26 protein-coding genes are annotated in these 25206 nt (G+C 51.9%); 11 read left to right on the top strand and 15 right to left on the bottom strand.

Annotation, left to right across the window (positions count from 1 at the left end; translation table 11 throughout):
- Positions 1-19: 19 nt before the first annotated feature.
- From RAHAQ2_RS21460 to gpmM, 3 genes are all read right to left on the bottom strand, one after another.
- The gene (locus tag RAHAQ2_RS21460; RefSeq protein WP_015699206.1) at positions 20-976 is read right to left on the bottom strand and encodes a divergent polysaccharide deacetylase family protein; all 957 of its coding nucleotides are present in this window, start codon (positions 974-976) and stop codon (positions 20-22) included.
- A gap of 2 nt (positions 977-978) precedes the next feature.
- The gene (gene envC, locus RAHAQ2_RS21455; RefSeq protein WP_015699205.1) at positions 979-2244 is read right to left on the bottom strand and encodes a murein hydrolase activator EnvC; all 1266 of its coding nucleotides are present in this window, start codon (positions 2242-2244) and stop codon (positions 979-981) included.
- A gap of 172 nt (positions 2245-2416) precedes the next feature.
- The gene (gene gpmM / locus RAHAQ2_RS21450; protein WP_015699204.1) at positions 2417-3961 is read right to left on the bottom strand and encodes a 2,3-bisphosphoglycerate-independent phosphoglycerate mutase; all 1545 of its coding nucleotides are present in this window, start codon (positions 3959-3961) and stop codon (positions 2417-2419) included.
- A gap of 304 nt (positions 3962-4265) precedes the next feature.
- Between gpmM and RAHAQ2_RS21445 the strand changes: the two genes are divergently transcribed.
- The 5 genes from RAHAQ2_RS21445 (at position 4266) to cysE (ending at position 7465) form a co-directional block, all read left to right on the top strand.
- The gene (locus RAHAQ2_RS21445; protein WP_015699203.1) at positions 4266-4697 is read left to right on the top strand and encodes a rhodanese-like domain-containing protein; all 432 of its coding nucleotides are present in this window, start codon (positions 4266-4268) and stop codon (positions 4695-4697) included.
- Between the two features lie 53 nt (positions 4698-4750).
- Entirely contained in the window at positions 4751-5002 is a 252-nt protein-coding gene (grxC, locus tag RAHAQ2_RS21440; RefSeq protein WP_015699202.1) for a glutaredoxin 3, read from the top strand.
- Between the two features lie 64 nt (positions 5003-5066).
- On the top strand, positions 5067-5537 hold the full coding sequence (gene secB, locus RAHAQ2_RS21435; RefSeq protein ID WP_013577602.1) for a protein-export chaperone SecB: 471 nt from the start codon (positions 5067-5069) through the stop codon (positions 5535-5537).
- Positions 5537-6556: an NAD(P)H-dependent glycerol-3-phosphate dehydrogenase gene (gene gpsA, locus RAHAQ2_RS21430; RefSeq protein WP_015699201.1), complete on the top strand. Its 1020-nt coding sequence runs from the start codon at positions 5537-5539 to the stop codon at positions 6554-6556. Before secB ends, gpsA begins: the two co-directional genes overlap by 1 nt.
- An 87-nt stretch (positions 6557-6643) precedes the next feature.
- Positions 6644-7465 carry a serine O-acetyltransferase gene (cysE, locus tag RAHAQ2_RS21425; RefSeq protein ID WP_013577600.1) on the top strand — a complete coding sequence of 274 codons (822 nt, stop codon included), beginning with the start codon at positions 6644-6646 and terminating at the stop codon, positions 7463-7465.
- Between the two features lie 52 nt (positions 7466-7517).
- Here the strand turns inward: cysE and trmL are convergent, their stop codons facing one another.
- Genes trmL through cpxR form a run of 3 tightly spaced genes read right to left on the bottom strand, consistent with a single transcriptional unit; the run spans position 7518 to position 10097 of the window.
- Positions 7518-7991 (bottom strand): tRNA (uridine(34)/cytosine(34)/5-carboxymethylaminomethyluridine(34)-2'-O)-methyltransferase TrmL, encoded by a 474-nt coding sequence (gene trmL / locus RAHAQ2_RS21420; protein ID WP_015699200.1) that lies wholly within the window; start codon positions 7989-7991, stop codon positions 7518-7520.
- A 37-nt stretch (positions 7992-8028) separates the two neighbouring features.
- Positions 8029-9399, bottom strand: a complete 1371-nt coding sequence (gene cpxA / locus RAHAQ2_RS21415) for an envelope stress sensor histidine kinase CpxA (protein WP_015699199.1) — start codon at positions 9397-9399, stop codon at positions 8029-8031.
- Complete coding sequence (gene cpxR, locus RAHAQ2_RS21410; RefSeq protein ID WP_015699198.1) at positions 9396-10097, bottom strand: envelope stress response regulator transcription factor CpxR; 702 nt, start codon at positions 10095-10097, stop codon at positions 9396-9398. Before cpxR ends, cpxA begins: the two co-directional genes overlap by 4 nt.
- A 152-nt stretch (positions 10098-10249) precedes the next feature.
- On the opposite strand from cpxR, the gene cpxP reads away from it, so the two are divergent.
- The 3 genes from cpxP (at position 10250) to RAHAQ2_RS21395 (ending at position 13265) form a co-directional block, all read left to right on the top strand.
- Positions 10250-10759 (top strand): cell-envelope stress modulator CpxP, encoded by a 510-nt coding sequence (cpxP, locus tag RAHAQ2_RS21405; protein ID WP_015699197.1) that lies wholly within the window; start codon positions 10250-10252, stop codon positions 10757-10759.
- A 346-nt stretch (positions 10760-11105) separates the two neighbouring features.
- Positions 11106-12092 carry a 6-phosphofructokinase gene (gene pfkA, locus RAHAQ2_RS21400; RefSeq protein ID WP_015699196.1) on the top strand — a complete coding sequence of 329 codons (987 nt, stop codon included), beginning with the start codon at positions 11106-11108 and terminating at the stop codon, positions 12090-12092.
- Positions 12093-12275: 183 nt separating this feature from the next.
- Positions 12276-13265 carry a sulfate ABC transporter substrate-binding protein gene (locus RAHAQ2_RS21395; protein ID WP_015699195.1) on the top strand — a complete coding sequence of 330 codons (990 nt, stop codon included), beginning with the start codon at positions 12276-12278 and terminating at the stop codon, positions 13263-13265.
- A 98-nt stretch (positions 13266-13363) separates the two neighbouring features.
- Here the strand turns inward: RAHAQ2_RS21395 and tpiA are convergent, their stop codons facing one another.
- Positions 13364-14131, bottom strand: a complete 768-nt coding sequence (gene tpiA / locus RAHAQ2_RS21390; RefSeq protein ID WP_015699194.1) for a triose-phosphate isomerase — start codon at positions 14129-14131, stop codon at positions 13364-13366.
- A gap of 127 nt (positions 14132-14258) precedes the next feature.
- A complete protein-coding gene (locus RAHAQ2_RS21385; protein ID WP_015699193.1) occupies positions 14259-14870 on the bottom strand; it encodes a DUF1454 family protein in 612 nt (203 codons plus the stop codon).
- Between the two features lie 158 nt (positions 14871-15028).
- Between RAHAQ2_RS21385 and RAHAQ2_RS21380 the strand changes: the two genes are divergently transcribed.
- Entirely contained in the window at positions 15029-15451 is a 423-nt protein-coding gene (locus RAHAQ2_RS21380) for a DUF805 domain-containing protein (protein WP_015699192.1), read from the top strand.
- Between the two features lie 15 nt (positions 15452-15466).
- On the opposite strand, the gene fpr is transcribed toward RAHAQ2_RS21380, so the two are convergent.
- The gene (fpr, locus tag RAHAQ2_RS21375) at positions 15467-16213 is read right to left on the bottom strand and encodes a ferredoxin--NADP(+) reductase (protein ID WP_015699191.1); all 747 of its coding nucleotides are present in this window, start codon (positions 16211-16213) and stop codon (positions 15467-15469) included.
- 323 nt (positions 16214-16536) lie between these two features.
- Between fpr and emrD the strand changes: the two genes are divergently transcribed.
- The gene (gene emrD, locus RAHAQ2_RS21370) at positions 16537-17730 is read left to right on the top strand and encodes a multidrug efflux MFS transporter EmrD (RefSeq protein WP_015699190.1); all 1194 of its coding nucleotides are present in this window, start codon (positions 16537-16539) and stop codon (positions 17728-17730) included.
- 57 nt (positions 17731-17787) lie between these two features.
- Here the strand turns inward: emrD and glpX are convergent, their stop codons facing one another.
- The 3 genes from glpX to RAHAQ2_RS21355 all read right to left on the bottom strand — a co-directional run bounded on the left by glpX (position 17788) and on the right by RAHAQ2_RS21355 (position 21359).
- Positions 17788-18798 (bottom strand): class II fructose-bisphosphatase, encoded by a 1011-nt coding sequence (gene glpX, locus RAHAQ2_RS21365; RefSeq protein WP_015699189.1) that lies wholly within the window; start codon positions 18796-18798, stop codon positions 17788-17790.
- 143 nt (positions 18799-18941) lie between these two features.
- Complete coding sequence (gene glpK / locus RAHAQ2_RS21360) at positions 18942-20465, bottom strand: glycerol kinase GlpK (RefSeq protein ID WP_015699188.1); 1524 nt, start codon at positions 20463-20465, stop codon at positions 18942-18944.
- A gap of 45 nt (positions 20466-20510) precedes the next feature.
- On the bottom strand, positions 20511-21359 hold the full coding sequence (locus RAHAQ2_RS21355; protein ID WP_015699187.1) for an MIP/aquaporin family protein: 849 nt from the start codon (positions 21357-21359) through the stop codon (positions 20511-20513).
- 578 nt (positions 21360-21937) lie between these two features.
- Between RAHAQ2_RS21355 and zapB the strand changes: the two genes are divergently transcribed.
- Positions 21938-22177, top strand: a complete 240-nt coding sequence (gene zapB, locus RAHAQ2_RS21350) for a septal ring assembly protein ZapB (RefSeq protein ID WP_013577585.1) — start codon at positions 21938-21940, stop codon at positions 22175-22177.
- 64 nt (positions 22178-22241) lie between these two features.
- On the opposite strand, the gene rraA is transcribed toward zapB, so the two are convergent.
- The 3 genes from rraA to hslU all read right to left on the bottom strand — a co-directional run bounded on the left by rraA (position 22242) and on the right by hslU (position 25203).
- On the bottom strand, positions 22242-22727 hold the full coding sequence (gene rraA, locus RAHAQ2_RS21345; RefSeq protein WP_013577584.1) for a ribonuclease E activity regulator RraA: 486 nt from the start codon (positions 22725-22727) through the stop codon (positions 22242-22244).
- A gap of 120 nt (positions 22728-22847) precedes the next feature.
- Positions 22848-23774, bottom strand: coding sequence for a 1,4-dihydroxy-2-naphthoate polyprenyltransferase (locus tag RAHAQ2_RS21340; RefSeq protein ID WP_015699186.1), 927 nt, complete (start codon positions 23772-23774; stop codon positions 22848-22850).
- Positions 23775-23868: 94 nt separating this feature from the next.
- Entirely contained in the window at positions 23869-25203 is a 1335-nt protein-coding gene (hslU, locus tag RAHAQ2_RS21335) for an HslU--HslV peptidase ATPase subunit (protein WP_015699185.1), read from the bottom strand.
- Positions 25204-25206: the final 3 nt, after the last annotated feature.

Raw genomic sequence — 25206 nt, 5'->3', positions numbered from 1 at the left:
ATGCTTACCATCAATATAATCAGGGGGCCGTCAATGTGTGAGGTTCCTGATTTTGCGTAAATGTTACTATCACGTAATACTGCCGTTTCACGAATGCCACAGCGGGTAAAGATTTCAGGCTTTCTCCCAGAATTTTGAACATGCTGTCGGCATAAATTTGCGGGAGAGGTTGCCTGATGCGGCAGACGCTGATGCCTTTACGTGATGATTTTACTGGCGTAACCGTGGCCTTACCGGCTGACGCGCTGCGTTGGGGTTCGTTCAGCAGATCACTGGGCCTGACCAAAACGATATCGGAAGGGAGATTCGGCAACATTTGCTGCAGCACTTTCACCGTCGTCGGATGCGGGTGTCCTATCGCGATAGCATATCCATTCTTGCGCGCGAGCTGTATTGCGCGTTCAAACTGACGACGGATTTCCGCTTCATTTTGTACATCATCTAAAAAGACATTGCGTTTAATGACTTTCACCCGCGTGCCCTGCGCCGCGTTGACTGACTGGGTGTTACCGATGGTCATGCTGTCGAGGAAGAACAGGTTATGGGCATTCATCGCCTGCATGACATTTTCCATCCCGGTCAGGCTGGAGGTCATGGCGCTGCCCATATGATTATTGATGCCAATCGCGTAAGGGATATTGCTGATCGCCTGATCGACAATGCGTTTCACTTCTGCGGCGCTCATGGAGGGTGTCAGCGTATCTTTTTCCAGCGGCTGCTTGCTGAGCGGTGCCATCGGCAGATGGATCAGAATTTCACGCCCCTGCTGATGAGCCTTATTCATCATCATCTTTGAATCGGGAGCATTGGGGAAAATCGCGACGGATACCGCTTTTGGCATCTGAAGTACCTGGTTTTCCTCATGCTGGCGATAACCAAAGTCATCAATCAGGATGGATAATTTCGCTGCCTGAACCTGACAAGCAAAAAACGCAGTACCACAAAGGGCAGCTAAAACGGACTTGTTATATCGCAATGCTATCTTCCCAACCACGGCTGTGGATTAACGGCCTGGCCCTGACGACGAATTTCAAAATACAGCGATGGCTGGCCTTGTCCGCCGCTGTTCCCAACTTTAGCAATGGCCTGACCGGTTCTGACCTGATCGCCCACGCTGACCAGCGCATCCTGGTTATAACCGTACAGACTCATATCCCCTTTGCCGTGATCGATAACCACAACCAGCCCGTATCCCTGTAACCAGTCCGCCAGAATGACGCGTCCGTCAGCAATTGCCCGGACATCACTGCCTTCTCTTGCTGAGATAACAATCCCTTTCCAGCGTAGTTCACCCTGCAACTGTTCGCCGAAGCGATGTATCAACGAACCGTTAACAGGCCACATATTTTGACCTGATGGTCTGCCCAGGCCGCCGGTGCGGGCCATCAGAGATTGCTCGCTTTGGGTCGGTTTGTAGGTGGAACCGGATTTCTTCGCCTGCTGCTCTTTTGCTCTGACTGCTGCGGCTTCACGTGCTTCTTTTTCTGCGCGTGCTTTGGCGGCACGTTCAGCGGCTGCAATTTTGTTTTGCAGGCTGGATTCGTTGGCACGCAGTTCGGTCAGGCTCTGCTCATCTTTTTGCAATGAAGATTCCAGCGCGGTCAGCGTTTGTTTGCGCGCAGCGCGGGCCTGTTCGAGTTTCTGCTGCTGGGTTTGCTGTTCATCCAACACGCTTTTTTGTTGGGTTTGTTTAGATTGCAAAGACTGGCGCTGTTCAGCCAGCGTGGTTCGGGTCTGTTTCAGGTCTTCGATGGTTTTCTGTCGCGCTTCATTCAGATAACCAAAATAAGCCAGGATCCTCTCGCTGCGTTCGCTCTCTTCACTGCTCAGCAGCAATTGCAGACCTTTATGCTGCCCGATACGGAATGCGGCATCGAGTTGCTTTGCCAGGATAACTTCCTGCGTCTTTTGTTGTTTTTGTAATTTTTCGATGGATGCATTCAGCCCGGAAATGTCTTTTCCCAACGTGGCGAGGGTTGACTGAGTGCTGCGTAACTGACTGCTGGCTGAGGCGATGGTTTTTTCCTGCGCCTGTAATTGCTGCAATAACGTGCCGCGTTGCTGTTTCTGCTGTTTTACGCTTTTCTCTTTTTCCGCAATGTTTTGCTGAATGGTTTTGAGCTGATCTTTGTTGTCGTCAGCATGCACACTCACAGAAAGAGACAGCAGAGAAACGCAAAGGAGTAAGGCTGGAGATGGGAAGGCAGATACGGCCTTGTCCTGAGCGGAAAGGCGGGTTCTCATCAGGCTGAAATGATTGAATTTGCTCAAACTTTTTTCCGCTTGTCGACCGTGGATGATAGACAATATGGCTGTCCCTTATCGTATCGTAACACTAATCAACCGGCTGATGCACAAACAAAAAAGGCGTACCAACGGGTGTCAGCACGCCTTTTTTAACGAGTTTTAACAGCAATTAGCGTGCGATAAACAGCGGTTTGCCGCTCATTTCTGCCGGAATTTCCATACCCATCAGTGAAAGCATGGTTGGCGCGATATCAGATAATTTACCGCCTTCAACGGCTTGTGCATTTCCGCCGATATAAATCAGCGGAACCGGCAGACTGGTATGCGCGGTGTGCGCCTGACCGGTCGCCGGATCACGCATTTGTTCCGCGTTACCGTGGTCGGCTGTGATCAGCAACTGGCCACCGACGGCCTTCACGGCGTCCACGACCTGAGCAACACATTTATCGAGCGCTTCAACGGCGCTGACTGCCGCGTCGTAAACACCGGTATGGCCTACCATGTCGCCATTCGGATAGTTACAAATGATGGCGTCGTATTTACCGCTGCGGATTGCGCCGAGCAGTTTTTCCGTCAGTTCAGCAGAGCTCATTTCTGGTTGCAAATCATAGGTCGCCACGTTGGGTGATTTCACCAGAATACGATCTTCGCCTTCAAATGAGTCTTCCATGCCGCCGTTAAAGAAGAAGGTCACGTGGGCATATTTCTCGGTTTCAGAGATACGCAGTTGTGTTTTGCCGTGCGTCATCAGCCATTCGCCCAACGTATTTTTCAGTGATGCCGGCGGATAGGCGCAGGCTGCGTTGATGTCTGCAGCATATTCGGTCAGCATGATGAAATCGCCGAAATTAACCACTTTTTCGCGGGCAAAGCCATCAAAGTCCGGGCTGATGAACGCGCGGGTGATTTCGCGGGCCCGGTCTGCGCGGAAGTTCATGAAGATCAGTGCATCGCCGTCATTGATGGCTGCGGATTCTTCGCCTGCTGCCTGCAATACGGTTGGCTTGACGAATTCATCATTTTCATCGCGGGCATAAGCGGCCTGCAAACCTGCGAGGGCGTTATCGGCAGTGAATGCGCCTTTTGCCTGTGACATCAAATCATAGGCCAGCTGCACGCGATCCCAGCGGTTATCGCGATCCATGGCGTAATAACGGCCCACGATTGACGCAAGACGACCTGTACCGATTTGTGCGAATTTCTCTGAGAAGTGTTTCAGTGCGGCTTCAGCGCTGCGCGGCGGGGTGTCGCGACCGTCCAGGAAGGCATGCAGATAAATGGCTTTCGCGCCACGGCGTTGCGCAAGTTCGACCATCGCCATGATGTGGTCTTCGTGGCTGTGAACGCCACCCGCAGACAGCAGACCCATAATGTGAACTGCTTTACCGGCGGCGACTGCGCGATCAACAGCGCCAGTCAGTACGCTATTATTAAAGAAGTCACCTTCTTTAATTTCTTTGTCCAGACGGGTGAGATCCTGATACACGATGCGGCCGGCACCTAAATTGACATGGCCTACTTCGGAGTTACCCATCTGACCATCGGGCAGACCGACGTCCAGCCCGGACGCGGCGATGAGGGTATGCGGATTAGTGGCCCACAGATTATCCATGACGGGGGTTTTGGCATTCAGAATGGCGTTATCTTGTTGTTCTTCGCGATGCCCGTAGCCATCCAGAATCACCAGAACCATCGGTTTTTTGTTGCTCGACATGTCAATTGACCTCAGTTTAAAAGATGAAATGCTCAATAGGCTCGCCAGCTGAAAGGACATGAACAGGCGCGGCTAAATGCACTCAGGCGGGCTGATTTTACCCCAGCGCCGTGTGTGAATAGCCGGAGGAGATCAAAGATGAGGCGGGGTGAGGGTTAACTTTCGGCATAAAGGCGTGTTAATTTTCCAGGATGTGCCGCAGTTTGTGGCATTCGCCCGCGCTTACTGGCTGTATTTGCTCCGACGCGCAGGTATACTCTGAAACCTTGAATTTTCCCCCAACTGACGGGAGTTGCTACACCCCATGCAAGATATTATGCCATTCATCAGTGCGCATCCGGTTCTCAGCCTGGCGTGGGTTGCGTTACTGATTGCAGTAATTGTGACCACCTTTAAAACACGTTTTTCTAAAGTGAAAGAGATCACCCGTGGCGAAGCAACCCGCCTGATTAACAAAGAAGATGCCATTGTTGTCGATGTTCGCGCGCGTGAAGAGTTCCGCAAAGGCCACATCGCTGAATCACAGAATGTGTTGTCTGCTGACATCAAGAACAACAATCTGGGTGAACTGACCAAACATAAAGCACAGCCTGTTATCGTGGTTTGTGCCACTGGACAAACTTCCCGCACTGCGGCTGAAGGCCTTATTGCCGCCGGTTTTGAGCGCGTCTTTACACTCAAAGAAGGTATCAGCGGCTGGAGCGGTGAAAACCTGCCTTTAGTGCGCGGTAAATAAGACATTAAGCCAACTGCTACGGCACTAAATTTTACGACCCTGAGGTGGAACCCATGGCAAAAATTGAAATCTACACCAAGGCAACCTGCCCTTACTGCCATCGAGCAAAAGCTCTGCTTAATAGCAAAGGGGCTTCATTTGTTGAAATCGCTATCGATGGCGACGCAGATAAACGTGAAAAAATGATCGCCCGCAGCGGTCGTTCAACCGTTCCTCAGATTTTTATCGATGGGCAGCACGTAGGCGGTTGTGATGATTTACATGCACTTGATGCACGCGGTGGCCTTGACCCAATGCTGGGTTAATAAAGGCGGCGGCTGTTTTTCGTTAAGTGTTTAAAAGGACTATTAACCCGAGGGTACTACTCACATGTCAGAACAAAATAACACCGAGATGGCTTTCCAGATCCAACGTATCTACACCAAAGACATTTCTTTTGAAGCGCCAAATGCGCCTCAGGTTTTCCAGCAAGACTGGCAGCCAGAAGTTAAACTGGATCTTGATACCGCTTCCAGCCAGTTGGCTGAAGGCGTATATGAAGTTGTCTTGCGTGTGACTGTAACTTCTTCACTGGGCGACGAAACGGCGTTCCTGTGCGAAGTTCAGCAAGGTGGTATCTTCACTATCTCCGGTATTGATGGCAACCAGATGGCACATTGCCTGGGTGCGTATTGCCCGAACATTTTGTTCCCGTATGCCCGTGAGTGCATCACCAGCCTGGTTTCCCGCGGTACCTTCCCGCAACTGAACCTTGCACCTGTTAACTTTGACGCTCTGTTCATGAACTATCTGCAACAGCAAGCTGAAGGCGAAGGTGCTGAACCGCATCAGGATGCCTGATGAAAACCGTCAATGCGTCAATGACAGTGATCGGTGCCGGCTCGTACGGCACCGCTTTAGCGATTACCCTTGCCAGAAATGGCCATCCCGTTGTGCTGTGGGGACACAATCCCGACCACATCAATGCCTTACAACGCGCCCGTTGTAATCAGGAGTTCCTTCCTGATGTCCATTTCCCTGATAACCTGTTGCTTGAGACCAACCTTTCTATCGCGTTAGCAGCCAGCCGTAATGTGCTGGTTGTGGTACCCAGCCACGTTTTTGGTGACGTATTGCGCCAGCTGAAACCGCATTTGCGGCCAGATGCTCGCGTGGTGTGGGCGACGAAAGGCCTGGAAGCCGAAACCGGACGTTTGTTGCAGGATGTCGCGCGCGAAGAACTCGGCGATGCCATTCCGTTAGCCGTCGTTTCCGGGCCGACGTTCGCCAAAGAACTGGCGGCAGGCATGCCAACGGCAATCTCGCTGGCTGCCACGGATGCCAGTTTTGCCGAAGATTTGCAGCAATTGCTGCACTGTGGCAAAAGCTTCCGTGTTTACAGCAACCCGGATTTTATCGGTGTTCAGCTGGGCGGTGCGATTAAGAACGTTATCGCGATTGGTGCCGGAATGTCTGATGGTATCGGCTTTGGGGCTAATGCAAGAACCGCGCTGATTACCCGTGGTCTGGCGGAAATGACCCGCCTGGGTTCCGCTTTAGGTGCAGATCCTGCCACCTTTATGGGCATGGCAGGCTTGGGTGATTTAGTGTTAACCTGCACAGATAACCAGTCCCGCAACCGTCGCTTCGGCATTATGCTGGGGCAAGGCAAGGATGTTCAGACCGCTCAGGACACCATCGGCCAGGTTGTTGAAGGCTATCGCAATACCAAAGAAGTACGGGCTCTGGCACAGCGAAATAATGTTGAAATGCCGATCACGGAACAGATTTACCAGGTGTTGTATTGCGGTAAAGATGCGCGTGAAGCAGCAATCAGTTTGCTTGCCCGTGCGAGCAAGGACGAAAAACACAGCCACTGAAAGGCATTTGCAGAATAGCCACCTTGTTGGTATTTCCCACAGGGCGGCTTTTTATTACCCGAACTTGCAAAGTCGTAAGGAAAAGTGATGTCGTTAGAAGAATTAGAACTGGTCTGGAATAACATTAAATCAGAGGCGAGAGCGCTGGCTGAGTGTGAACCGATGCTGGCCAGTTTTTTCCATGCGACGTTGCTAAAACATGAAACGCTGGGCGGCGCGTTGAGCTACATTCTGGCCAACAAACTGGGCAATCCGATTATGCCTGCGATGGCGATCCGTGAAGTTGTCGAAGAAGCCTATCGTAACGACGAACAAATGATCCTGTCCGCTGCCCGTGACATTCTGGCTGTGCATCAGCGTGATGCCGCGGTCGACAAATATTCCACTCCGTTGCTTTATCTGAAAGGGTTCCACGCGCTGCAGGCATACCGTATCGGTAACTGGCTGTGGAAGCAGGATCGCAAAGCGCTGGCGATTTATTTCCAGAATCAGATTTCAGTGTCATTCGGCGTCGATATTCACCCGGCGGCGCGTATTGGCTGCGGCATCATGTTTGACCACGCCACCGGGATTGTCATCGGTGAAACGGCCGTGGTTGAGAATGATGTGTCGATTCTGCAATCTGTCACTCTCGGCGGTACCGGCAAAACCTGCGGTGACCGTCACCCTAAAATTCGTGAGGGCGTCATGATTGGTGCCGGTGCGAAAATCCTCGGCAACATTGAAGTGGGCGCTGGCGCGAAAATTGGTGCGGGCTCAGTCGTGTTGCAATCAGTTCCTCCGCATACCACGGCTGCAGGCGTGCCGGCGCGAATTGTCGGGCGACCGGAAAGCGAGCGGCCTTCCATGGATATGGATCAGCATTTCAACGGTATTGCGCAGGGTTTTGAATTCGGCGACGGTATCTGACAGGCTTTCTGATGGCATGAATCTGCATGCCATCTTCTTCACTTCCAATACACTATTCTTTCAGCAATGCACCCGGATATCCCAGCTGACGCCAGGCTTCATAAACCACAACGGACACAGCATTCGACAAATTCATGCTGCGGCTTTCTGCGCGCATAGGAATGCGGATTTTCTGTTGTGCAGGCAGGCTACCCAGAATGGATGCTGGCAGGCCACGAGTTTCAGGGCCGAATAGCAGGAAATCATTATCCTGATAGCTGACGGCGCTGTGGGCAGGCGTACCTTTGGTCGTCAGTGCAAACAGACGTTGCGGGTTTTCACTGCTGAGAAAGGCCTCATAATTCGCGTGATGTTTTATATTGGCGAATTCGTGGTAATCAAGCCCGGCGCGGCGCAGACGTTTATCGTCCCAGCCGAAACCCAGAGGTTCGATGAGGTGAAGCTGGCATCCGGTATTGGCACACAGGCGGATAATGTTGCCGGTGTTGGGCGGGATTTCTGGTTCAAATAAAACAATGTTAAGCATGCGTCCCCCTGATAGAGGGACGCAGAATAGCAGAAACTTAACGCTGGTGCAGCGGCAGCCAGATAATCAAACGAAGGCCGCCCAGCGGGCTGTCTTCGGCTTTTACTTTGCCTCTGTGTTGCTGAACCGCGGTATCCACGATAGCCAGTCCAAGGCCGGTACCGCCGGATTCCCGGTCACGCGCTTCATCAGTGCGGTAGAACGGACGGAAAATCTGTTCACGATCTTCCTCACTCACACCGGGGCCGTCATCATCAACGGTGATGGTGATCCCTTCATTGTCGTGGGCGAAGTTAAGCACAATATGATGATGCGAATAACGCAGGGCGTTACGCACGATGTTTTCCAGCGCACTGTCGAGCGCCGCAGCATTACCGATCAGTTTCCACGGGCCAGGCGGCGACGTAACCTCAAGGGTTTTACCCATCTGTTCGGCTTCAAACTGTGCGTCGTCAATCACACCAGCCCACAATTCGTTGGCCTTCAGGGTTTCGCGCGATAATTCATTTTTATGCTGACTACGTGATAACACCAGCAGGTCATTGATCATGCCGTCAAGGCGCTGAGCCTCATTTTCGATGCGTTGCAGCTCTTTCCCTTCACCATGACGACGTCTCATCAATGCGGTGGCCAGTTGCAGGCGCGTCAGCGGGGTACGCAGTTCGTGTGAGATATCCGAAATCAGCCGTTGTTGTGCCGTTACCATCCGTTCGAGTGCACTGACCATCTGGTTGAAACTGGCACCGGTGGCGAGGAATTCCTGCGGACCCGCTTCGAGCTCCGGATGCTGCTTGAGATTGCCACGCGCAACGTCATCTGCGGCGTTTTTCAACTTACGTGCAGGTTTCGCCAGGCTCCACGCCAGCCAGAGTAACAGCGGGGCGCTGATCAGCATGGTAACGATTAACAGCAGCAACGGACGGTCGAACATGAGGTTGATAAAATCAGACTGAGAACTGCTGGCAGGGCGCATCAGGTAAAGCTGGTAATTATCTTCGCCGTCACGAACGGAGAAAGGCCCCACCATTTCGACACGGCCATATTTTTTCTTCTTCGGACGATCTGAGTTATCAGACTGGCCGATAAAGTTACGCACGATCTGCATTTCATTGCGCTGAGCGCCAATCACGCGCCCCTCGCTGGTTACCAACAACAGGCGCTGACCCGGCGGTGCCCATTTGTCGATGGCACGGAACAACCGGCGCCACCACATCAGGTCATTGGCAGGGTCGGTCGCCAGCTCAGCTTCAACGTGTTGTTCAATCATCAGGCCTTGCCGTTGTTCGTTATCGAGCAACGGCGTAATCTGGCGTGAATCGAGTTTCGGCACCATTAATACCAGCATCAGCACTAAGGCTAATGTGAACCAGAAAATGGCAAAAATACGTGCCGTAAGGCTGTTTATCATGAAGCAGAAACCATCAGATAACCGCGTCCACGCAGGGTTTTAAACCATGGATGGCCGTCCTGACGATCGGGTAATTTGCGGCGCAAATTAGAAATATGCATATCAATAGCACGGTCAAACGGCGTAAGACGTTTACCCAGCACTTCCTGACTCAGATGTTCGCGGGAAACGACTTGTCCAAGATGTTTTGCCAGTAAGTACAACAAGGTAAATTCAGTGCCGGTTAAATCCAGCGCCTCACCGTTAAAACTGGCTTCCTGGCGGCCGGGGTTCAGTTGCAGACCGTCTACTTCGAGCGTCGGTGAGCCGCTGTTTTCATTGGTTTGCTGTTGTTCGCTCCAGTTAGAACGACGCAACATGGCGCGGATCCGTGCCACCAGCTCCCGGTCATTAAACGGTTTTGGCAGATAGTCATCGGCACCCAGTTCGAGGCCGAGAACGCGGTCTAATTCACTGCCACGAGCGGTTAACATAATCACTGGCGTCTGATGGCGCTGGCGTAATTCTTTAAGGGTTTCAATGCCGTTTTTCTTCGGCATCATTACGTCAAGTAACAGAAGATCGATAGTATTATCGATTTTCTCTAATGCCTGCTCACCGTCGTAAGCCACTACAACATTAAAGCCTTCCATTTCGAGCAATTCTTTCAAAAGTGAAGTCAGTTCACGGTCGTCATCAACTAACAAAATTTTATTCATTGTATTTACCTCTAGACGCAAAATACGTCATCAATTGCCGCTATTCCATGACTTTACGTACTTTTACAAGCACTGACGCTTGTTTGCAGCAGCAGGTTTAGACTGCTTTTCAATGATTCGCGATGAAGCGATAAAGACTTTAGGAGTATGTGATGTTTAAGGCAGCTTCATTCGGTTTGGCCACGCTTCTGACGCTGAGTTCAGGTGTCGTTTTAGCAGATGGCGCAAAACCAGTGTCGGCGATGCCAGCAGAACATGATAGCACGATGTTGGATAAGCCTCAGGAACGCAACACCATGTTTGATGGTGTAAATCTTACTGAGCAACAGCGCCAGCAAATGCGTGACCTGATGCACCAGGCTCGTAAAGATTTGCCTCATGTAAATGTAGAACAGATAGAAACGATGCACAGGTTGGTTACTGCCCAAAAGTTTGATCAGGGCGCCGTTCGTGCACAAGCTGAATTAATGGCTCAGGAGCAGGTGGATCGGCAGGTCGAAATGGCCCGTATCCGCAACCAGATGTTTAATCTGCTGACCCCTGAGCAAAAAGATGTATTGAACCAGAAACACGAGCAGCGCATGAAACAGATGCAAATGCAGTTATCTGGATTACAGTCCTCTTCTGCCCAGAAGACGAGTAGTACCAGCACGACCGAGTAAGATCCCTGTTTTTCCTTGCCATAGACACCATCCCTGTCTTCCCCCACCGAAAGGTGGGGTTTTTTTTGCCCTCAATTTGGGTGGGATCTGCAAATAGGAAATTAACAAGGTGGAAATCTGCGCGTAACGAACGGGAAATATCTTGTAAAAGCCGTATGAATCAGTAAATTGCGATGTACCGAGCGGTGTATGCGTATTCTTGCTGACTTGAATCAATTCAGCACCGGTGTTTTGTTATACTATAGGCTCAAACGCTAATAAGCCCTTTTGGCTGCACAAGAAAAATTCGCCCAACAGGCTGGCTCAAGATTCTTAAGAAATTGCATCTACAAGTTCAGAGGTAGTCATGATCAAAAAAATTGGTGTACTGACAAGTGGTGGCGATGCCCCAGGCATGAATGCTGCGATCCGTGGCGTTGTCCGCGCCGCTTTGTCTGCAGATTTGGAAGTCTACGGTATTGAAGATGGCTACCTCGGCATGTATGAAAACCGCATGCGCAAACTGGATCGTTACAGCGTCTCCGATATGATCAACCGTGGTGGTACTTTCCTGGGGTCAGCACGTTTTCCGGAATTCCGTGATCCAGAAATGCGTAAAGTTGCCCTGCAGAATATGAAAGACCGCGGTATTGATGGCCTGGTGGTTATCGGCGGTGACGGTTCATATGCGGGTGCAGACCTGCTGACGAAAGAAGGTGGCATCCGTTGTATCGGCCTGCCAGGTACCATCGATAACGATGTTGCCGGGACTGACTACACTATCGGTTTTTTCACAGCATTGGGCACTGTGGTTGAGGCGATTGACCGTTTACGTGATACCTCATCCTCACACCAGCGTATCTCTATTGTTGAAGTGATGGGCCGCTATTGCGGTGATTTAACTTTAGCGGCAGCGATTGCCGGGGGTTGCGAATTTATCGCTATCCCTGAAGTAGAATTTAAACGTGATGATCTGGTTGCTGAAATCAAAGCCGGTATCGCGAAAGGTAAAAAACACGCGATTGTCGCCATCACCGAGAAGTTAGATAACATCGAAGAACTGGCTAAATACATCGAGAAAGAAACCTGTCGTGAAACGCGTGGCACTGTCTTAGGCCATATTCAGCGTGGCGGAGCACCGGTCGCTTATGATCGTATCCTGGCTTCCCGCATGGGCGCTTATGCTGTTGATCTGCTGCTGGAAGAAGACCGCGACTATTCTCAGGGCGGTTTCTGTGTCGGCGTTGAAAACGAGAAAATGGTTCACGAATTAATCTCGATTTGTATCGCGCCAGAGAACAAGAAAAGTAAATTCAAAGAAGACTGGTACGATACGGCGAAAAAACTTTTCTGATTCAATTTTTTGCGTGTTTAAAAGAACCTCCTTAGCGGGAGGTTTTTTTCCGTCAGTCTTTTGGTTATTCCATAAAGTAATAGAAAAAAACCTTTTATTCTTTATGTGTTTCATTTTTATCTGGCACGCTCTGTTTAACGAACAAATAAATGAAATCCATAGAAACTATTTCGGGAGAGTACGATGCGTAAATGGGCTGCAGGTTTGGGATTACTGTTGGTAGCAACGGGAGCCATTGCCAAAGATATTCAGATTCTGAACGTGTCATACGATCCAACCCGTGAGTTCTATGAACAATACAATAAGGCGTTTAGCAAATACTGGCAGGGCAAAACCGGTGATACGGTTACTGTGCGCCAGTCGCATGGCGGCTCAGGCAAACAGGCTACGTCAGTGATTAATGGCATTGAAGCGGATGTGGTGACACTGGCGCTGGCTTATGACGTTGATGCCATTGCAGAACGTGGCCGTATCGATAAAAACTGGATCACCCGCCTGCCGGACAACTCTGCGCCTTACACATCCACCATTGTATTTCTGGTGCGCAAAGGCAACCCGAAACAAATTCATGACTGGAATGATTTGATCAAACCGGGCGTGTCAGTGATTACGCCGAACCCTAAAACGTCTGGCGGTGCACGCTGGAACTATCTGGCTGCCTGGGGTTACGCGTTGCATCACAACAACAATGACAAAGCGAAGGCTCAGGATTTCGTGAAAGCATTATATAAAAACGTGGAAGTACTGGATTCCGGTGCGCGTGGCGCAACCAACACCTTCGTTGAACGCGGTATCGGTGATGTGCTGATTGCCTGGGAAAACGAGGCATTGCTGGCAACAAAAGAAGTCGGCAAAGACAAGTTCGAAATCGTCACGCCAAGCGAATCGATTCTGGCGGAGCCAACGGTTTCTGTGGTCGATAAAGTGGTGGATAAGCGTGACACCCGTACAGTGGCGGATGCTTACCTGAAATACCTGTACTCGCCGGAAGGCCAGACTATCGCGGCAGAAAATTATTACCGTCCGCGTGATCCGCAAGTCGAGAAGAAATTCGCGGCTGAATTCCCGAAACTGAAACTGTTCACTATTGATCAGGTTGCAGGTACCTGGGCTCAGGCACAGAAAGACCATTTCGCAACAGACGGTATTTTTGACCAGATCTCTAAACGTTAATAACGTTTTACAGAAAGGTCTTCCGCAAACACCTCTCTTTGCAACCAAAAAAGAAAACCCCGGCGTGCCGGGGTTTTTTATGCGCAGAAGAAACAGGCTTACGCTTGTTTGGCTTCCGCAGCCGCTTTCACGATCACTGCGAAAGCATCAGCTTTCAGTGATGCGCCGCCAACCAGTGCGCCATCGATATCTGGCTGTGTGAACAGCTCAGCAGCGTTAGCCGCGTTAACGGAACCGCCGTACTGGATGATCACTTGTTCAGCAACCGCAGCATCTTGTTTTGCGATGTGGTCACGGATGAATTTGTGAACCGCCTGAGCCTGAGCCGGGGTGGCTGATTTGCCGGTACCGATCGCCCAAACAGGTTCGTAAGCGATGACTGCGCCTTCGAATGCTTTCGCACCCAGAGTGCTCAGCACCGCGTCCAGTTGTTTAGCGCAAACGGCTTCAGTTTTGCCTGCTTCGTTTTCTGCTTCGGTTTCACCGATGCACAGAACAGGAGTCAGGCCAGCGTCTTTCAGCACACCGAATTTTTTCGCGATGAACTCGTCGCTTTCTTTGTGGTAAGTGCGGCGTTCTGAGTGACCGATGATGATGTATTTCGCACCGATGTCTTTCAGCATGTCGGCAGAGATCTCACCGGTGAATGCGCCGGACAGGTTAGCATCAACGTTCTGAGCACCCAGCGCAATACGGCTGCCCGCCAGAGCGTGTTTAGCCTGTGACAGGTAAACTTCTGGTGGAGCAATTGCAACGCCACAACCTACCACTGTGCTCAGTTCAGTACGCAGAGCAGCAATCAGTTCGTTAACCATGTGGGTGCTGCCGTTAAGCTTCCAGTTACCCATCACTAATGGATGTCGCATGTTTTTTCCTCCAAAAGGGGACGCGAGCGTCGATTAAAATTTCTGCCAAATAAGCAGATTACCTGTGCAACAGTATAGAGATCATTGGTCATAAAGGCTTTGCTTTTTGTCATTAAAAACCGTCATCTCACGGCTCAGCAAGCGCCAGCTTGACCGGCTCAACGGCGAATGTCAGTCCTTTTTCGCCATTGTCTGAAATGACAAAACGCACCGCGCCTATCTCCTGCTTATAAAACTGCTGACCTTTTCCTTTTTCGATCAGAGAAGCGACTCTCGCCACGCTTTGCTCGGTGGATAATGTGGCGTCGAACTGACGCATCAGATTGGCCATATAGCTTATCGCCAGCGTGCGTGCGGCCTTTTCTTCAGCCCCCTGAATCGGCAAATAGGTGATTTGCAGCGTTTTGATTTTACCGGTGCCTTTTTCCAGTGCGGTCGAGGCATACAGATTTTCATTAATCTTGCTGGCGGCGCGGGTCAGGGAACTGTTTGGAGATTTATCACTGATCGACCGGAACTCGCCAATCTGCTGGGTCGGATTGGCTTCATTGTATTTGGCGCGGAAATTGATCAGCGTTGTTTCAAAAGTTGGCGCGCCTGCAAGCAGATAAGGTGCTTTTGGCATCTCTTCTGTGACGCCAGAGTGGTCGGCTGGCGGATCGGCCAGCGCAATATTCTGACCAGCGAACATCAGCAGCGCGGGCAGCGCCAGTCGTAATAAGGATTGAGCAACGGTCATAGGCGTTTCTTATTTTGTTTCAACAAAACCGATTAAAGCGGGGAACGGGGGGTAATGTCAAAAGGAGTGCGTAAAGATTCTCGTCGCCGCTGCCGGCAGGTTACACTCCGCCTGATTTAACAATTTACTCCCATTGTATTTTACGGAACGGACTGTCAATGACGCTACAGCATGCACTGTTTTCTTTTAACGGCCGTCTGGGTCGCCGCGATTTCTGGATTTGGATGGTCAGCTGGCTGATCCTGATGGTGGCTGATTTCTTTTTTGCCGCACAGGAATGGATTACCTATCAGACCGCCGGATTCGCGCTGGTGGTTTTGCTGTGGCCGACTGCCGCAGTGCTGGTAAAAAGATTACATGACCGCAATAAATCTGCCTGGTGGGCGCTGCTGTTTGTGCTGGCGTGGATGCTGGTGGCGGGGAACTGGGCAGCGGCGATGCCGCCGATGTGGAGCTGGGTTCTGGGGCGGCTGTCACCCTCAGTGATTTTTATCATGTTGCTGATCGACTGCGGCGCTTTTACCGGCACGCCGGGCACAAATCGCTTTGGCCCGGAGCCGGACGAGGTGAAATTCCGCTGATTTTTATGTACAGGCTTACCAGTAATGCTCGCTGGTCATATGGCCCGGTTTACGTTTCAGGTGTTTGCGCATACCCCGTGTGTCTTTCAGTACCTGCTGGGTATCGCGAACCATTTGCGGGTTGCCGCACAGCATGATGTGGCTGTCTTCAGCCAGCATCTTCAGGCCGACAGCCGCTTCCAGCGCGCCGCTTTCAATCAGAGCCGGAACACGACCGGTCAGTGAGCCGGAAATTTCCTCGCGGCTGACCACGGTCTGAATATGTAATTTGCCTTCATAGCGACGCTGAAGCTGTTGCATGAGTGGCAGATAACTCAGGTCAGCCGCGAAGCGTGCGGCGTGAACCAGAACAATGTTCTTGAACCGCTCCAGTCCGATACCTTCCTGCAAAATAGACAGATACGGCCCGATAGCGGTACCGGTTGCCAGCATCCACAGGGTCTCGCATTCAGGCACTTCTTCAATCACGAAAAACCCGGCGGCTTCTTTGGTGATGTTGATTTCGTCACCGGGCTGCATCACGTGCAGATGCGGGCTGAGTTTTCCCTCCGGCACATTCACCAGATAAAACTCAAGTTCGCCGCTCGATGGCGGATTTACATAGGAATAAGCGCGCTGTACCCGCTCACCGTCAATATCCAGTGAAAGTTTGGCGAACTGGCCGGCAGTAAAAGGATCAACGGGGGCATTGACCGTGATGCTGAACAAACTGTCGGTCCAGTGCTCAACTTTTTTGACTTTTCCTGTCACCCAATCAGCCATAAAAAACTCCCGTGGTTTCTGATTTCTTCATGTAGTGCGAAATATGAATTACGAAATTATGGCCTGATTTTATTTCAAATTTTTCGGATCCCGTATCGGTTAAATGTTATCAGCCTGTTCATCATCCGTTAGCCAGTATCGATTTTCGTACACCCAGCGTTACAGAGGTGGCTTCCTCTGCTGCCAGCAAAGGTTCAGAAGAGTTTTCCGCAACACTCGCTTATTCATCTTAATTTGTTAACTTATGCGCCGCTGGAGTCTGGCCGAATTTACTGGTTATTTGTTCTGCACCTTTCCAAACTTATCTGATAATGAACTGAAAAATGAAAAATCTGGAAAATATTCACCTGCTTATCATGCTCATTTTGCTGGTGGCTGTCGGACAAATGGCACAAACCATTTATGTGCCTAATATCGCGGACATGGCTGACAGCCTGGCGGTGAAACCGGGCGCGGTGCAACGGGTCATGGCATCCTATCTGCTGACATACGGCGGCTCGCAACTGGTTTACGGCCCCCTTTCCGATAATATTGGCCGTAAGCCGGTGATCCTGACCGGCCTGATAATTTTCCTGATTGGTGCGGCGGGCGCGATGATGTCAACGAGCCTGAACATGCTGATTGCCTTTGCAGCCATTCAGGGGCTGGGCACCGGTGTAGCAGGTGTGATGGCGCGAACCATGCCGCGTGATCTCTACAGCGGCGGTGCGTTACGCCATGCCAACAGCCTGCTGAACATGGGCATTCTGGTCAGTCCGCTGCTGGCGCCAGTGATCGGTGGCGCACTGTCGGCTTGGTTAGGCTGGCGGGCCAGTTTTGGTTTCCTGCTGATCCTGTGCGCGGGTGTGGCGTTTTCGATGTACCGCTGGTTGCCGGAAACACGTCCTGAATTCACTGTCGATCATCCGCCGCGCAAAATGCTTGGCAGCCTGCGTTTATTGCTGGCCGACGCCAACTTCAGCCGTTATCTGGTGATGCTGGTTGGCGCACTGGCCGGTGTGGCGGTGTTTGAAGCCAGTTGCGGAGTGCTGATGGGTGGCGTTCTCGGGCTGAGCGGGGTAATGGTCAGCGTACTGTTTATCCTGCCGATCCCTGCTGCCTTTTTTGGTGCCTGGTATGCCGGGCGCACGGAGAAAAGTTTCCAGCAACTGATGTGGCATTCGGTCATCAGTTGTCTGCTGGCCGGTCTGGCGATGTGGATCCCTGGCTGGCTGGGCATCATGAATATCTGGACGCTGGTGGTGCCGGCTTCGTTGTTCTTCTTCGGCGCTGGCATGTTGTTCCCGCTGGCGACCACCGGCGCAATGGAGCCGTTCCCGTATCTGGCGGGTGCGGCCGGTGCACTGGTCGGTGGATTGCAGAATATGGGGTCAGGGCTGGTCGCATGGATGTCGGCAATGCTGCCGCAAACCGGTCAGTTCAGCCTCGGGTTACTGATGTTTGCAATGGCGGTGCTGATTCTGTTGTGCTGGTTACCGATGTCGAACCGCAGTCAGCATGAAGGGCATACGGCCTGAGGATGCAAAAAAGCAGGGCGCTGTTGGCCCTGATTTTTGATGACCGGAAGGGGCTGCTCAGATAATAAATTCGTGCAGCGCCGCGTCCTTGCGGTCGAGATAATGGGTCGAGCGGATACGGCGAATAGTGCGGGATTTCCCGCGGATCAGCAGCGTTTCGGTGGTCGCCATGTTCCCCTGACGGCTGATGCCTTCCAGCAGGTCGCCTTTGGTAATACCGGTCGCGGAGAAAATTACGTTATCGTTACGCGCCATATCATCGAGCAGCAGCACTTTACCGGCTTCAATACCCATCACTTTACAGCGCGCCAGTTCTTCTTCACCGATACGACGGTTTTCCGGTGTATCGCCTTTCACGTCATGACGCGCCAGCAAACGGCCCTGCATATCGCCATCCAGCGCACGGATCACCGCCGCGGAAATCACGCCTTCCGGTGCGCCGCCGATGCCATACAGCACATCCACTTCGCTTTCCGGCATACAGGTCAGGATCGTCGCCGCCACATCACCGTCCGGGAATGCGAACACACGCACGCCTGACGCCAGCATTTCACGGATCGCATCGTCGTGACGGGGTTTCGCTAAAACCGCCACGGTCAGCTCGGTCAGCGGCTTATTCAATGCCTTCGCAATATTTGCGAGGTTTTCTGCCAGCGTGAGTTGCAGATCAATTGCCCCTTTCGCGCCCGGCCCGACGGCAATTTTTTCCATGTACATGTCCGGCGCATTGAGGAAAGAACCTTTGTCACCCACAGCCAGCACGGCCAGCGCGTTGGATTGCCCCATGGCGGTCATGCGTGTGCCTTCAATCGGATCAACGGCGATATCCACCGCATCGCCATTGCCGGTACCGACTTTTTCACCGATATACAGCATCGGCGCTTCATCAATTTCACCTTCGCCAATGACGATGGTGCCATTGATATCGACTTTATTGAGCATGATGCGCATGGACTGAACGGCAGCATTATCGGCAAGATTTTTGTCACCACGACCCAGCCATTTGTAACCGGCCAGTGCGGCAGCTTCGGTCACGCGGGAGAACTCGATTGCTAATTCACGTTTCATTGGAAAGCCTGTAGAAAGAAAAAAGAGGTCGGTGAGGCGAGGCTCATCTGTGGCGCAGATTTTAGCACAACGGGAAAAGGCGTATAAAAAAACTCCCCGGACGGGGAGTTTCAGAAAGTGGTGTTGGCGATAATATCCGGCGATTACTCGTCGTGATCTTCCCACGAACGAACGCGTGCCACTGCTTTTTGCCAGCCTTTATAGCGGACATTGCGTTCCGTCGTTTCGATACCTGGGCGGAATTCACGCTCGATGATGGCTTTGCTGCGCACTTCTTCCAGATCGTTCCAGAAACCGACAGCCAGCCCGGCGAGGAAAGCAGAGCCCAGTGCGGTGACTTCCAGCACTTCGGGGCGCTCAACGCGGGTGCCGAGAATGTCTGACTGGAATTGCATCAGGAAGTTGTTGGCAACCGCACCGCCATCAACGCGCAGTGACTGCAGACGAGCGCCTGAGTCAGCCTGCATCGCATCCAGTACGTCGCGGGTCTGGTAAGCGATAGATTCCAGCGTTGCACGGATAATGTGGTTGCTGTTCGCACCACGGCTCAGACCGAAGATAGCGCCGCGGGCATACGGGTCCCAGTAAGGCGCACCGAGGCCGGTGAAGGCGGGCACCACGTAAACGCCGTTGGTGTCTTTCACTTTCATAGCGAAATATTCGGAGTCGGTTGCGTCGCTGATAAGCTTCAGTTCATCACGCAACCACTGAATGGACGCACCGCCGACAAACACGGCACCTTCCAGCGCATAGTTTACTTCGCCGCGCGGGCCACAGGCGATGGTGGTCAGCAGGCCATTTTTAGAGGCAACGGCTTCAGTACCGGTATTCATCAGCAGGAAGCAGCCAGTGCCGTAGGTATTCTTCGCCATACCCGGTTGCACACACAGCTGGCCATACAGCGCCGCCTGCTGGTCACCCGCGATACCGGCGATAGGGATACGCGTACCGCCTTTACCACCAATGTTGGTCTGGCCGTAAATCTCAGAAGAAGGGCGAACTTCCGGCAGCATTTCACGCGGAATATCCAGCACTTCCAGCATGCGGTCATCCCATTGCAGATCATGGATGTTGAACAGCATGGTACGTGAGGCGTTGGTGTAATCCGTCACGTGAACACGTCCCTGCGTCATTTTCCAGACCAACCAGGTGTCGACGGTGCCGAACAGCAGTTCGCCGCGTTTAGCCCGTTCGCGGGAGCCTTCAACGTGGTCAAGGATCCACTTCAGTTTGGTGCCGGAGAAGTACGGGTCAATCACCAGGCCGGTGTTGTGACGGATGTATTCTTCCATGCCGTCTTTTTTCAGCTTTTCGCAGATGTCAGCAGTACGGCGACATTGCCAGACAATCGCGTTATAGATTGGCTTGCCGGTTTCTTTTTCCCACACGATAGTGGTTTCACGCTGGTTGGTGATACCGATACCGGCAATCTGATCGGAGTTAATGTCGGCTTTCGCCAGCACTTCAACCAGCACCGAGCTTTGCGATGACCAGATTTCCATCGGGTCGTGCTCAACCCAGCCTGACTTAGGGTAAATCTGGGTGAATTCGCGTTGTGACACGCTGACGATATTGGCATCGTGATCCAGAACTACGGCGCGTGAACTGGTTGTACCCTGGTCGAGTGCAACAATGTATTTTTTTTCGTGAGTCGTATCTGCTGACATAATATTCATCCTGCAAATGAGTAATCTGTGGAACAGTTTAGCCGATCAGGCCTTACGCTGTTTGGATGGCTGAGATGCTTTTTCTTCTGCCGGCTCATTAATCTGATGTGGCAAATGGCGACCGATCAGCGCTTTATATGCGATGGCACCCAGAGAAGCTCCAAGCAGCGGGCCAAAAATCGGCACCAGGAAATAAGGGATATCGCGCGCGCCGGTGAAGGCAACTTTGCCCCAGCCAGCGAAGAAGGCGAACACTTTCGGACCGAAGTCACGTGCCGGGTTAAGGGCGAATCCGGTCAGCGGCCCCATCGATGCACCGATAACGGCGATCAGGATACCGATCAGCAGCGGTGCCAGCGGGCCACGTGGAATACCGTTGCCATCATCAGTCAGGCCGAGGATCAGTGCCATCAGAATGGCCGTAATCACCGTTTCTACCAGGAACGCCTGCAATACACTGATGTGCGGGTTTGGATAGGTCGAGAAAATACCGGCCAGATCCAGACTTTCGACGCTGCCGCGCACCATGTTGTGGCTTTGTTCAAAATCGAAGAACAGGTTGTAGTAAAGGCCGTAGACCAGTGCAGCGGCGCAAAAAGCACCGGCGACCTGCGCGATGACGTAAGGCAGAACTTTGCGTCCTTCAAAGTTTGCAAACAGACAAAGTGCGACGGTCACCGCCGGGTTCAGATGTGCACCTGAAATGGCGGCGGTCAGGTAGATGGCCATTGCCACACCCAGCCCCCAGATAATACTGATTTCCCACTGGCCAAAGGTTGCCCCGGCAAGTTTCATTGCTGCGACACAGCCCGCACCAAAGAAAATGATAAGCCCGGTACCCAGAAACTCAGCGATGCACTGACCTTTTAATGTGGAACTCATGGTTTGGCTCATAGTTTGATCCTGCTAAGGATGATGTTAATGGTTAGTTATAGTTTTTCTGTTATGTCGTTTGTGAACGTAATCGGATTTTGGCGTTCATCATTAAATGAGAACGTAATGTGAATTTATCGTTAACGAGCATAAACGAGAAATAGCGAAATCAAATTTTGTGTGTCGCGTCATAAAAATGAGCGATTTCGCGTGTTGGTGGAACTTGATGTAGCGCAAGAAGTCCATGATTTAACATTTTTAGCGCGCGTTTCTGACAAACGAGCATCGATATCGCTTTCAGCATGGTGGCTAAGGTTATTCGGCATTAACCGGTATTTCTGGTGTGTGACGCTGCTTTTTAAGCATTTCCTGATACCCGGCGCTGTTAAATTGCAACAGACTGCGTGGATAAAGGGGTTGCGGGTAGACAGATCAAAGCTGGCTACATACAATCACCCGTTAAGACACCTGCCGGTTTTATGCAATTCTTCTGATGAATTTGTTATAAAAATCGACGGAGTGCAGGAATTTTTGAGCCGTGTCCGGACGATGCGGCAGAACATAAGATGTGCGCCTTGCGAACATAAGGGGACCGAAAAATGTCATTTGAAGTATTTGAGAAATTAGAAGCTAAAGTTCAGCAAGCGATCGATACCATTACTTTGTTGCAGATGGAAATCGAAGAACTGAAAGAACAGAACAACACCCTGTCTCAGGAAGTTCAGCAAGCCAGCGGCAACCATGAGTCTCTGGTGCGTGAAAATGCGCAGCTGAAAGAAGAACAACACGTATGGCAGGATCGTCTGCGTGCACTGTTGGGAAAAATGGAAGAAGTTTAATTACTTCATATTCCACATAAAAAAGGACGCCTTGGCGTCCTTTTTTGTTGTGCTCAGAAGGTCATTACTCAATATCAAGCGGGTCTTCTGACAGTACGATACCGGTATTGTCGGCATAAAGATGGTCGCCGGAGAAGAAGGTGACGCCGCCGAAATTGACACGAATGTCGCTTTCGCCAATCCCTTCACTGCCTGCGCCAGCCGGGATCGCGGCCATCGCCTGGATGCCCAGATCCAACTCTTCGAGATCGTCCACCTGACGAACCGCACCATAAATCACGATGCCTTCCCATTCGTTTTGCAACGCGAGGCGTGCCAGTCCGGCATCCAGTAGTGCGCGACGCACAGAACCGCCGCCATCGATCACTAATACACGGCCACGGCCATTTTCTTCGAGCAGGTCATAAAGCAAGCCATTATCTTCGAAGCATTTCACGGTGGTGATTTGCCCGCCAAATGAAGTACGGCCGCCAAAGTTGGAGAACAAGGGTTCGACGACATTCACTTCTTCATGGTAGATGTCGCAAAGTTCGGAAGTATCGTATTTCATAGGATTTCATCTGGTTGCTGCATGAGTGTTCAGTATATCCCTTTCCGGCGGATGTTGGCAAAATCATCAATTGTTAAATGTGAAAAGTGACCTGATAAACGCACATCAGGCCAACTTTACTCAATTGAGCAACAGACCCACTGCAAACAAGACGTTAGTCAGCAACGCGGTTTTTACCATGTGCTCCAGCAACGGGCGGACTTCAGTGGAAGTTGTTGTTTTCATCACCCGTATCAGATGTTTTGCCAGCATTGGGAGCGCCAGAATAAACAGCCAGCCGGTCCAGTGATGCAGGTGTACGGCGGAGAAAATCGCCAGACAGAGCACGGCCGCAGTCAGAATGATGACGTGATAACGGCGTGCGTTAACCGGCCCGAGGCGAACCGCCAGCGTGTTCTTGCCGTTGGCGCTGTCGGTTTCGATATCGCGCAAATTATTGATATTCAGTACGGCGGTGGCCAGCAAACCTGTCGCCGTCGCCGGAAGCATGACGATCCAGTCGAAATAGCCTGCCTGTAGATAAAACGTCCCCGCGACACTGATCCAGCCGAAGAAAATCAGCACGGAAATATCGCCAAGCCCCATGTAGCCATAAGGCCGTGTGCCGACGGTATACGTGATGGCTGCGCCAATTGACAGCAAGCCGAGGATCACAAATCCGGCCACATCACTGGGTTTATGGCAGGCCACGGCGATAAGCGCGATACCGCAGATAATGGTCAGCACGATGGTCAGGAGAATCGCGCGCTTCATCTGTGTAGCGGTAATCAGCCCCTTTTGCATGCCGCGCAGGGGACCGACGCGATCCGGCGTGTCGCTGCCTTTCTCTGCATCGCCATAGTCATTCGCCAGATTCGACAGGATTTGCAGACAGCCAGCGGTCAGCAGTGCCAGCAACGCGATAAGCGGATGGAAAACGCCTTGCAGGCTGGCAATGGCAGAACCCATGACGATAGAGGCAAACGCCAGTGGCAAGGTTTTCGGGCGCAAGCTTTCCAGCCAGGCGCGGGCGGGCGTCGTCGGTGTGCAGGGAGTGATTATGCTCATAGGTGATTTCTCAGGTGAAGAATCAGTCCGAAATCTAAAAAAATCAGGGAGGCAAACGCCTCCCTGAAGATCACTTTCGGAACGTATGAGCAAATTATAAGATAAAACGGCTCAGATCTTCATCAGCTACCAGCTGGTCAAGGTGGCTTCTAACATAATCTGCATCAATGTTTATGGAGATACCGTTGCTTTCGCTGGCGTCGTAAGAGATATCTTCCATCAGACGCTCCAGAACGGTGTGCAGACGACGCGCACCTATGTTCTCGGTGGTTTCGTTCACCTGCCATGCGGCTTCTGCAATGCGGCGGATACCGTCAGCGGTGAAATCAATGGTGACGCCTTCGGTGGCCATTAATGCTTTGTACTGATGAGTCAGCGAAGCACTTGGCTCGGTCAGTATGCGTTCGAAGTCTTCAGTCGACAGCGCCTGCAGTTCCACACGAATTGGCAGACGACCTTGCAATTCAGGAATGAGGTCTGACGGGCTGGCCGTCTGGAATGCGCCTGACGCGATGAACAGAATGTGATCGGTTTTTACCATGCCGTGCTTGGTGGACACCGTACAGCCTTCCACCAGCGGCAGCAGGTCACGCTGGACACCTTCGCGGGAGACGTCCGGGCCGGAGCTCTGGCCACCACGTTTACAGATTTTGTCGATCTCATCGATAAACACGATGCCGTGTTGTTCAACGGCTTCGATCGCCTGTTCTTTCAGATCTTCCGGATTCACCAGCTTCGCGGCTTCTTCTTCAACCAGCAGCTTTAGCGCTTCTTTGATTTTCAGTTTGCGCGGTTTCTGTTTCTGAGCACCCATGCTCTGGAACATTGACTGCAACTGATTGGTCATTTCTTCCATACCCGGAGGGGACATGATTTCAACGCCAACCGGGCCGGATGCCAGACTGATTTCAATCTCTTTGTCGTCGAGCTGGCCTTCACGCAGTTTTTTGCGGAAGTTCTGACGCGCGGCAGAAGGTTCGTGCGCTTCGTCGGCCTGTCCCCAGTTGTTTTTTGCAGGTGGGATCAGCACATCCAGAATACGTTCTTCGGCCAGTTCTTCAGCACGATAACGGTTTTTCTCAATAGATTGCAGGCGCACCATTTTTACGGCGGAGTCGGTCAGGTCGCGGATAATGGAATCCACTTCTTTACCCACGTAACCGACTTCAGTGAATTTGGTCGCTTCTACTTTGATGAACGGCGCGTTAGCCAGCTTCGCCAGACGGCGGGCAATTTCGGTTTTACCGACACCGGTCGGGCCGATCATCAGAATATTTTTTGGGGTGACTTCGTGGCGCAGCGCTTCATCAAGCTGCATGCGGCGCCAGCGGTTACGCAAAGCAATGGCCACGGCGCGTTTCGCTTTATCCTGGCCAATGATGTAACTGTCTAACTCGCTGACGATCTCGCGCGGGGTCATCTCAGACATAAT

It is taken from the genome of Rahnella aquatilis CIP 78.65 = ATCC 33071 (assembly GCF_000241955.1).
Classification (GTDB): domain Bacteria; phylum Pseudomonadota; class Gammaproteobacteria; order Enterobacterales; family Enterobacteriaceae; genus Rahnella; species Rahnella aquatilis.
The sequence above is the reverse complement of the archived record's forward strand: the minus strand, read 5'-3'. Positions and strand labels throughout refer to the sequence as shown.

Coding starts and splice junctions, on each gene's coding strand:
- envC (WP_015699205.1), bottom strand. CDS start 2,244: ATGAGAACCCGCCTTTCCGCTCAGGACAAGGCCGTATCTGCCTTCCCA.
- gpmM (WP_015699204.1), bottom strand. CDS start 3,961: ATGTCGAGCAACAAAAAACCGATGGTTCTGGTGATTCTGGATGGCTAC.
- RAHAQ2_RS21445 (WP_015699203.1), top strand. CDS start 4,266: ATGCAAGATATTATGCCATTCATCAGTGCGCATCCGGTTCTCAGCCTG.
- grxC (WP_015699202.1), top strand. CDS start 4,751: ATGGCAAAAATTGAAATCTACACCAAGGCAACCTGCCCTTACTGCCAT.
- secB (WP_013577602.1), top strand. CDS start 5,067: ATGTCAGAACAAAATAACACCGAGATGGCTTTCCAGATCCAACGTATC.
- gpsA (WP_015699201.1), top strand. CDS start 5,537: ATGAAAACCGTCAATGCGTCAATGACAGTGATCGGTGCCGGCTCGTAC.
- cysE (WP_013577600.1), top strand. CDS start 6,644: ATGTCGTTAGAAGAATTAGAACTGGTCTGGAATAACATTAAATCAGAG.
- trmL (WP_015699200.1), bottom strand. CDS start 7,991: ATGCTTAACATTGTTTTATTTGAACCAGAAATCCCGCCCAACACCGGC.
- cpxA (WP_015699199.1), bottom strand. CDS start 9,399: ATGATAAACAGCCTTACGGCACGTATTTTTGCCATTTTCTGGTTCACA.
- cpxR (WP_015699198.1), bottom strand. CDS start 10,097: ATGAATAAAATTTTGTTAGTTGATGACGACCGTGAACTGACTTCACTT.
- cpxP (WP_015699197.1), top strand. CDS start 10,250: ATGTTTAAGGCAGCTTCATTCGGTTTGGCCACGCTTCTGACGCTGAGT.
- pfkA (WP_015699196.1), top strand. CDS start 11,106: ATGATCAAAAAAATTGGTGTACTGACAAGTGGTGGCGATGCCCCAGGC.
- RAHAQ2_RS21395 (WP_015699195.1), top strand. CDS start 12,276: ATGCGTAAATGGGCTGCAGGTTTGGGATTACTGTTGGTAGCAACGGGA.
- tpiA (WP_015699194.1), bottom strand. CDS start 14,131: ATGCGACATCCATTAGTGATGGGTAACTGGAAGCTTAACGGCAGCACC.
- RAHAQ2_RS21385 (WP_015699193.1), bottom strand. CDS start 14,870: ATGACCGTTGCTCAATCCTTATTACGACTGGCGCTGCCCGCGCTGCTG.
- RAHAQ2_RS21380 (WP_015699192.1), top strand. CDS start 15,029: ATGACGCTACAGCATGCACTGTTTTCTTTTAACGGCCGTCTGGGTCGC.
- fpr (WP_015699191.1), bottom strand. CDS start 16,213: ATGGCTGATTGGGTGACAGGAAAAGTCAAAAAAGTTGAGCACTGGACC.
- emrD (WP_015699190.1), top strand. CDS start 16,537: ATGAAAAATCTGGAAAATATTCACCTGCTTATCATGCTCATTTTGCTG.
- glpX (WP_015699189.1), bottom strand. CDS start 18,798: ATGAAACGTGAATTAGCAATCGAGTTCTCCCGCGTGACCGAAGCTGCC.
- glpK (WP_015699188.1), bottom strand. CDS start 20,465: ATGTCAGCAGATACGACTCACGAAAAAAAATACATTGTTGCACTCGAC.
- RAHAQ2_RS21355 (WP_015699187.1), bottom strand. CDS start 21,359: ATGAGCCAAACCATGAGTTCCACATTAAAAGGTCAGTGCATCGCTGAG.
- zapB (WP_013577585.1), top strand. CDS start 21,938: ATGTCATTTGAAGTATTTGAGAAATTAGAAGCTAAAGTTCAGCAAGCG.
- rraA (WP_013577584.1), bottom strand. CDS start 22,727: ATGAAATACGATACTTCCGAACTTTGCGACATCTACCATGAAGAAGTG.
- RAHAQ2_RS21340 (WP_015699186.1), bottom strand. CDS start 23,774: ATGAGCATAATCACTCCCTGCACACCGACGACGCCCGCCCGCGCCTGG.
- hslU (WP_015699185.1), bottom strand. CDS start 25,203: ATGTCTGAGATGACCCCGCGCGAGATCGTCAGCGAGTTAGACAGTTAC.